We start from the raw sequence: 6,671 nt of genomic DNA, 5'->3' as shown, positions 1-6,671 counted from the left end.
GGGTTGTGCTGCACGCGTCACCCAGGGTGGGGGACGGCCCGGGACCGGGCGTGATCTCCACTACACCTGATGGGTGACGCTCGCAGCATTGTGAGCCGCCGGCCGCTCGGACGGGAGTCCCCGAGCGGCCGGCATCGTCGTTTTGTCAGAAACCCGACAGTAACCTCAGCTGCGGACCGCCTCGACGGCCGCCGCGAGCCGGCGGACACCCTCGTCGATCCGGTCGGCGGTGACCGCCGAGTAGGCCAACCGCAGAGCGTGCTGCCCGCCGTCCACCATGAAGTCGCTGCCCTTCACCACGGCGACCCCGCGCTCGGCCGCCGCCGGGGCGAGCCGGTCGACCAGCACGTCGTCCGGGAACTCCACCCAGAGGAAGTAGCCGCCGTCGGGCTCCACGAACCGGGCCTGCGGCAGGTGTCGGCGCAGCGACTCGGCGAGCACCGCCACCCGCTCGCCCAACGCCGCCCGGACGGTCTCGACCGAGCGGTCGATGTCGCCCGAGACGCAGAACTGGTGCACGATCGCCTGGGACACCATGCCGGGCGAGATGTAGAGGCTGGTCGCGTTCTTGGCGATGTCGGCGATCAGGTCCGCCGGGCCGACCAGGTAGCCGACCCGCACGCCCGGGCACACCGTCTTGGTGAAGCTCGACGCGTGCACCACCACGTTGCGGGTGTCGAGCGAGAGCATCGACGGCAGCGCGTCGCCCCGGAACCGGATGTCCGCGTACGGGTCGTCCTCGAAGATCGTGAACTCGTACTCGGCGGCCAGGTCGAGCAACTCCCGGCGCTTCTCCAGGGAGAGCGTCATGCCGGCCGGGTTCTGGTAGTTCGGAATGACGTGCGCGAGCCGGGGCCGGACCCCGGACTCCAGCAGCTTGCGCAGCTCGGCGGTGTCCAGGCCGTCCGGCTGGACCGAGACGCCGTGCAGCTCGCTGCCCATCCGCTGGAGGTTGAGCAGCGTCCGGTCGTACGTCGGGCGCTCCACCACCACCGAGTCGCCCGGGCGGACCAGGTGGTCGAAGAGGAACGCGTCGGCCTGGAGCGACCCGTTGGTGACCAGCACCTGGTTGGCCTCGACCCCGTGCTTCTCGGCGATCCACTTCCGCAGCGGAAGGTAGCCGACGGAGGTGCCGTAGGCCGTGACCCCCGCGGGGTCGGCGTCGAAGGCGCGGACGGCGGCGGCCTTGAGCCCCTCGACATCGACGATGTCCAGCGAGGGAGCCCCACGGGCGAAGGAGATCAGCTGCTCGGCGGTCATGGATGTTGAGCGTACGGGCGGCGGCGGGGGGCGCGCGGACGGCACGGCGATGTCCGCATCCTGAGCCACCGGGTCGGGTGACCCCGGTCCACCGGTCGGCGTCAGATCAGACCGGAAGGGCGAGCGAGTCGTGCTGCGCCGCGCGGGAAAGTCCCTCCATCTGCACGCCGAGCGCGTCGAGGAGCTGGCTCCAGTCGAAGTAGGACCGCCAGGCGACGATCCGCCCGCGGCGGGCCCGGACCACGTCGGCCACCTCCCAGCTCACCGTGCGGCCGGTCGGTGCGACGGTGCCGAACGGCGAGTGCAGGGTGCCGGAGTGGCTGCCGGTCAGGCGCAGCTCCACGGCGGCGCCACCAGCGGTGCGCACCGCGCCCAGCGGGTCGACCCGCAGGTCCGGGAAGGCGCCGGTCCAGGTCCGCAGCAGCGCGGGCAGCTCGATCGGGCGGACCGTTACACCCGGCATGGCGTAGAACGCCTCCGGGGCGTAGAGATCCGGCAGCCGGGCCACGTCCCGACGCAGGAGCATCGCGTACTGCTGCTCGATCAGGCGCTCCGCGTCGCGCATCGGGACCTCCCCCACGGACCACGGCACCTCCGCGCCCGTAGGGGATCCTTACCCGTCGATCCGGTCGGCACACCTGCCCCGGCCGGTCGACGGCCGGTCAGCTCGTCGGGACGACCAGTTGCGCGTCGGCCCAGACGCGCATGATGTCCCGGACGGAGATCACCCCGGCGACCTCGCGGCCGTCCAGCACCACCAGGTGCCGGAACCCGCCCCGGGCCATCGCGGCGGCCGCCTCGGCCACCGTCCACTCCGGCCCGGCGTAGACCACGTCCCAGGTCAGGTGGGCGCCCGTGCGTTCCACGTCGCAGTCCAGGCCGGCGCCGATAGCCTTCAACACGTCGCGTTCGGTCATGATCCCGACCCCCTCGGAGTCCGGGTCGATCACGACCGCCGACCCGACACCGCGGGCCGACATCATCCGCGCCGCCTGGCGGAGCGTGTGCTCCGGACCGACGACGAGAACCTGGCTGGACATCGCTTCCCGTACCTGCATCACGCATCACCCCTTTGGGACGGTGGCATCCGGTACCGACATGGTGGTCGGTGAATGTTTCCTGGACAAGACCGGGCATCGCCGATGCTCGGGTCCGCTCGCTACTGTCGGACGGTGTCCACCGAGCCCCTGCGCTGCGCCGGCGCGCTGATCGTCGACCACGACGGCCGCATCTTTTTTCAGCGCCGCTCGCCGCACCGACGCCTCTTTCCCAACTGCTGGGACATCGTCGGCGGCCACCTGGAGCCCGGCGAGGAGATCGACGAGGCGCTCCGCCGGGAGGTCACCGAGGAGACCGGCTGGTTCCTCTCACACGTCCTCGGTCAGGTGGGCGAATACCACTACGTGGGCGACGACGGCCTGGCCCGGATCGAGCACGATTTCCTGGTCCGCGTGGACGGCGACCTGGCCCACCCGAGGCTGGAGGCCGGCAAGCACACCGAGTACCGCTGGCTGGCCGAGCACGAGGTGACCCTGCTGGACGAGAACCGCGACGTCAACGACGGCCTGATCAGGCGGATCGCGGAGGAGGGCTTCGGCGTCCTGCGGTCGATAGGTCTGTGAACACCGTCGAGCTGGCGCCCCACCGGTTCGCCGGGCTGCTCGCCCCGGCCGTCGACCGCGCCTTCGTCGCGGGCATGCTGGCCGGGCGGGACGGCGGTGGCGCGGAGCTGAGCCAGCGGTACGGCGGGCCGGCCGCGAGCGGCTTCCTGGTGGACCTGCGCACCCGGCTGGCCGCGCCCGGCGGCACGGTGGACGAGCCGGGGTTCGCGGCGATCACCCGGTACCGCGACCCGGTCGCCTGCCAGCGGGCCGTGGACAAGCAGGTGGCGCACGGCATGATCCACCGCCGCCCGGACGGCGCGCTCTCCGCCACCGAGCGGGGCGCCGCGTTCCTCGCCGAGCTGTACCAGGTGCACGCCGAGGTCACCGAGGAGCTGTGGGCCGGGCATGACGACCGGGTGTCGCGGCTGGTCGCGGCGCTGGGCCGGCTGCTGGCGTACGCCCTGGTGCTGGCCGACGAGGAGGGGGACCGGGGCGGCTCGGCCTTCGCCGCGTTGGCGCCCCCGTACGAGCCGGACGGCACCCCGCCGGGCGTGCTGCTGCTCAACCGGCTCGGCACGCTGCGCTGCCACCGGGCCGACGCGCACGCCGCCGCCTGGACCGCCGCCGGGCACACCGCCTCCAGCGTCGCCGCCCTGCCGGCCGGCCCCGAGCGGCTCGCCATCGAACTGGAGACCGACCGCCGGGCCGCCGGCCCGTACGCGGTGCTCAGCGCGGAGGAGCGGCTGACCATGCTCGCCGACCTGGCGGCACTGCCCGGCTGACCCGGCGGCACTGCCCGGCTGACCCGGTTGGCCGGAGCGACCCGTCCACCCGGGGCTATCCTCCACCGGGAACGGGGAGCAGCACGAGGGAGGATGTCCGATGATCGGGATGGTGCTCGCGGCCGGGGCAGGGCGCCGGCTGCGCCCGTACACCGACATGCTGCCCAAGGCGTTGGTGCCGGTGGACGGGGAGACCACGATCCTGGACATCGCGCTGGGCAACCTGGCCGAGGTCGGGCTCACCGAGATCGTCATCGTGGTCGGGTACGCGGCGGACACGGTCCGCGACCGGCAGGCCGACCTGGAGAAGCGGTACGGCGTCACGCTCACCCTGGTGCACAACGACAAGGCCGAGGAGTGGAACAACGCCTACTCCCTCTGGCTGGCCCGGGAGCACTTCGCGCGCGGGGTGCTGCTGGTCAACGGGGACACCGTGCACCCGGTGAGCGTGGAGAAGACCCTGCTCGCCGAGCGCGGCCCGGGCATCCTGCTCGCCGTGGACACGCTCAAGCCGCTGGCCGAGGAGGAGATGAAGACCACCTTCGACGCCGCCGGCCAGCTCACCCGGATCACCAAGCTCATGAACCCCGGCGAGGCGTACGGGGAGTACATCGGCGCCACGCTGATCGAGCCGCAGGTCGCCGACGCCCTCGCCGACGCGCTGGAGGCCACCTGGCGGCGCGACCCGAACCTGTACTACGAGGACGGCTACCAGGAGTTCGCCGACCGGGGCGGAGAGGTGCGGGCGGCCCCCATCGGCGACGTGCCCTGGGTCGAGGTCGACAACCACGCCGACCTGGCCCGCGCCCGGGAGATCGCGTGCCGCTACTAGCGCGGAGCGTCCTCACCCCGCTGCACATCGACGTGCGACGTGGGGCGGTCGCCGACCTGGGCGCGATCCTGGCCGACGGTCGGATCTCCGCCGGCGGTGACGTGGCGGTCGTGGTCGGCCCCGGACAGGGTGCCCAGATCGCGGAGCTGATCCGACCGTCGCTGCGTACGGCCGACGTGTTCACGGTCTCCGGGGGGACCCTGGACGCCGCCGACGACCTCGGTGGAAAACTCCGCGCCCGCTCGTACGACGCGGTCGTCGGCATCGGGGGCGGCAAGACGATAGACGTCGCCAAGTACGCGTCGACCCGACGGGGTCTCCCGATGGTGTCGGTGGCGACCAGCCTCGCCAACGACGGCATCGCCTCACCGGTGGCCAGCCTCATCACCGACGGGATCAAGGGCTCCTACGGGGTGCACATCCCCATCGCGGTGATCGTCGACCTGGACTTCGTGGAGAGCGGCCCGGACCGGCACAACCGGGCCGGCATCGGTGACGTGATCAGCAACATCAGCGCGCTGGCCGACTGGGAGCTGGCTCGCCAGGTACGCGGCGAGCCAGTCGACGGGCTGGCCGCGTCGCTGGCCCGGGCGGGCGCCGAAGCGGTGCTCAACCACCCGGGCGACATGAGCGACGACGCCTTCGTCACCGTGCTGGCCGAGGCGTTGATCTCCAGTGGCCTGGCCATGGCCGTGTGCGGCACCAGCCGCCCGTCCAGCGGCGGCTGCCACGAGATCATGCACGCCGTCGACGCGCTCTTCCCCGGCACCTCCTCGCACGGCGAGTTGGCCGGCCTGGGCGCGCTGTTCTGCACCTGGCTACGCGGGGACCTGCGCCGCTTCGGGGAAATGTCGGCCTGCCTGGCCCGGCACGGTCTGCCCCGGCTCCCCGGCGAGGTGGCGCTCACCGACGACCAGTTCGTCGAGGCGGTGCAGTTCGCGCCGCGTACCCGGCCGGACCGGTACACGATCCTCGAACACCTGGCGTTGTCGCCTACCGAGACGCGGGAGCGGCTGGCAGACTACGCCGGTGCAATCCGCGACCAGCTTGGCTGACCCCCGTCCCACCATCGCCGACTTCCACCGGGTGAACCGGGGCGGCGGCCTCTTCAGCGAGTCGATCAGCCAGTGGCTGGGTGCCGTCTTCGCGCTCGTCGCCCAGCGCCTCGGGCTTCGCCCCACCGCGTTGACGATCACCAACCTGGTGCTCGGGCTGGCCACCTCGGTCACCGTGGTCGCGCTCGCCGGTCCGGTCGCCGACGGTGACGTACCGGCCTGGGTGGTCGGCCTCCTCGCCCTGGTGGGCTGGCAGGTGGCGTACTCCCTGGACTGCGCGGACGGGCAGCTGGCACGGGTGACCAGCCAGGGCAACGCGGCCGGCGCCCGGGTCGACGTGCTCTGCGACGTGGCCGCGCAGATCGCCCTGGTGGCCGCGCTCGCCGCCACCGCGGTGGCGCAGGAGCCCTCGACCCCGACCTGGCTGGTGGCGACCTTCGCCGGCACCTGGATGGTCAACCTCGTCACGTCGGTCATGCAGGCCGGCCCCAACGCGGCCAGCATGGTCACCTCGACCTCACTGCCGGTCCGCCTGGTGAAGCTGGTCCGCGACTACGGCGCCGTGATCTTCGTGGCCGCCCTGGTGCTGGCCGTGGCCCCGGCGCTGGTCCTCTGGGTGATCGTCGCGTTCACGATCGTCAACGGCGGCTTCCTGCTCGCCAGCATCGCGTTCTCCGCCCGAGCTTCCCTGCACTGACCGGCATCGGGCGCGCCCTCGCCCCGCTCGACGCCTTCCGCGCCCTAGCCCTCACGCCCTCGCCCACTCTCAGGTCCGGGCCCAGGCCAAGATCCGCACAACTTCCCCGATGTTGGTGCCTCCGACGCGCGGGAGGCACCAACATCCCTGATCTTGTGTAGATCTTGCCGGCGCGAGCAGCAGCTGCGGCACCGGGGGCGAGCAGGGGCGACGCCCTGCTCGCCTCCGGCTCCCGGTGCAGCGGCGCGCCGCCCGGCAAGATCGTGCTCGATCCAGGAAGTAGGGGCATCCGGGGGCTTCGAGACCACTGGTTCCATGATCGAGCGCGATCATTCCGGGGCCCGGCGGCGCTGCGGCGGCCCAGCGGCATGGCGACGCGGCCCAGCGGCGCTGCGACACAGGCCGGCGGCCCAGCGGCGCTGGGCCGCGTCGCCATGCCGC

General features: G+C 72.5%; 8 protein-coding genes. 5 read left to right on the top strand and 3 right to left on the bottom strand.

The features are described from left to right. Positions 1-165: 165 nt before the first annotated feature. The 3 genes from DKT68_RS01290 to DKT68_RS01280 form a co-directional block, all read right to left on the bottom strand. Entirely contained in the window at positions 166-1,260 is a 1,095-nt protein-coding gene (locus tag DKT68_RS01290; protein ID WP_109815603.1) for an aminotransferase-like domain-containing protein, read from the bottom strand. Positions 1,261-1,366: 106 nt separating this feature from the next. Next, on the bottom strand, positions 1,367-1,825 hold the full coding sequence (locus DKT68_RS01285; RefSeq protein WP_109815604.1) for an ester cyclase: 459 nt from the start codon (positions 1,823-1,825) through the stop codon (positions 1,367-1,369). 97 nt (positions 1,826-1,922) lie between these two features. Next, a complete protein-coding gene (locus DKT68_RS01280; protein ID WP_109815602.1) occupies positions 1,923-2,318 on the bottom strand; it encodes a CBS domain-containing protein in 396 nt (131 codons plus the stop codon). Between the two features lie 114 nt (positions 2,319-2,432). Between DKT68_RS01280 and DKT68_RS01275 the strand changes: the two genes are divergently transcribed. The 5 genes from DKT68_RS01275 to DKT68_RS01255 all read left to right on the top strand — a co-directional run bounded on the left by DKT68_RS01275 (position 2,433) and on the right by DKT68_RS01255 (position 6,230). After that, positions 2,433-2,882: an NUDIX hydrolase gene (locus DKT68_RS01275; protein WP_236646662.1), complete on the top strand. Its 450-nt coding sequence runs from the start codon at positions 2,433-2,435 to the stop codon at positions 2,880-2,882. After that, positions 2,879-3,646: a helix-turn-helix domain-containing protein gene (locus tag DKT68_RS01270; protein ID WP_109815600.1), complete on the top strand. Its 768-nt coding sequence runs from the start codon at positions 2,879-2,881 to the stop codon at positions 3,644-3,646. Before DKT68_RS01275 ends, DKT68_RS01270 begins: the two co-directional genes overlap by 4 nt. Positions 3,647-3,746: 100 nt before the next feature. Next, positions 3,747-4,478: a phosphocholine cytidylyltransferase family protein gene (locus DKT68_RS01265; protein ID WP_109815599.1), complete on the top strand. Its 732-nt coding sequence runs from the start codon at positions 3,747-3,749 to the stop codon at positions 4,476-4,478. Beyond that, positions 4,466-5,533, top strand: coding sequence for an iron-containing alcohol dehydrogenase family protein (locus DKT68_RS01260; RefSeq protein WP_109815598.1), 1,068 nt, complete (start codon positions 4,466-4,468; stop codon positions 5,531-5,533). The genes DKT68_RS01265 and DKT68_RS01260 overlap by 13 nt, the downstream gene beginning before the upstream one ends. Then, positions 5,508-6,230 carry a CDP-alcohol phosphatidyltransferase family protein gene (locus DKT68_RS01255; protein ID WP_109815597.1) on the top strand — a complete coding sequence of 241 codons (723 nt, stop codon included), beginning with the start codon at positions 5,508-5,510 and terminating at the stop codon, positions 6,228-6,230. Before DKT68_RS01260 ends, DKT68_RS01255 begins: the two co-directional genes overlap by 26 nt. Positions 6,231-6,671 lie beyond the last annotated feature (441 nt).

The sequence above is a fragment of the Micromonospora acroterricola genome (genome assembly GCF_003172955.1).
GTDB lineage: Bacteria > Actinomycetota > Actinomycetes > Mycobacteriales > Micromonosporaceae > Micromonospora > Micromonospora acroterricola.
This window is presented reverse-complemented; position numbering and strand designations above follow the sequence as displayed.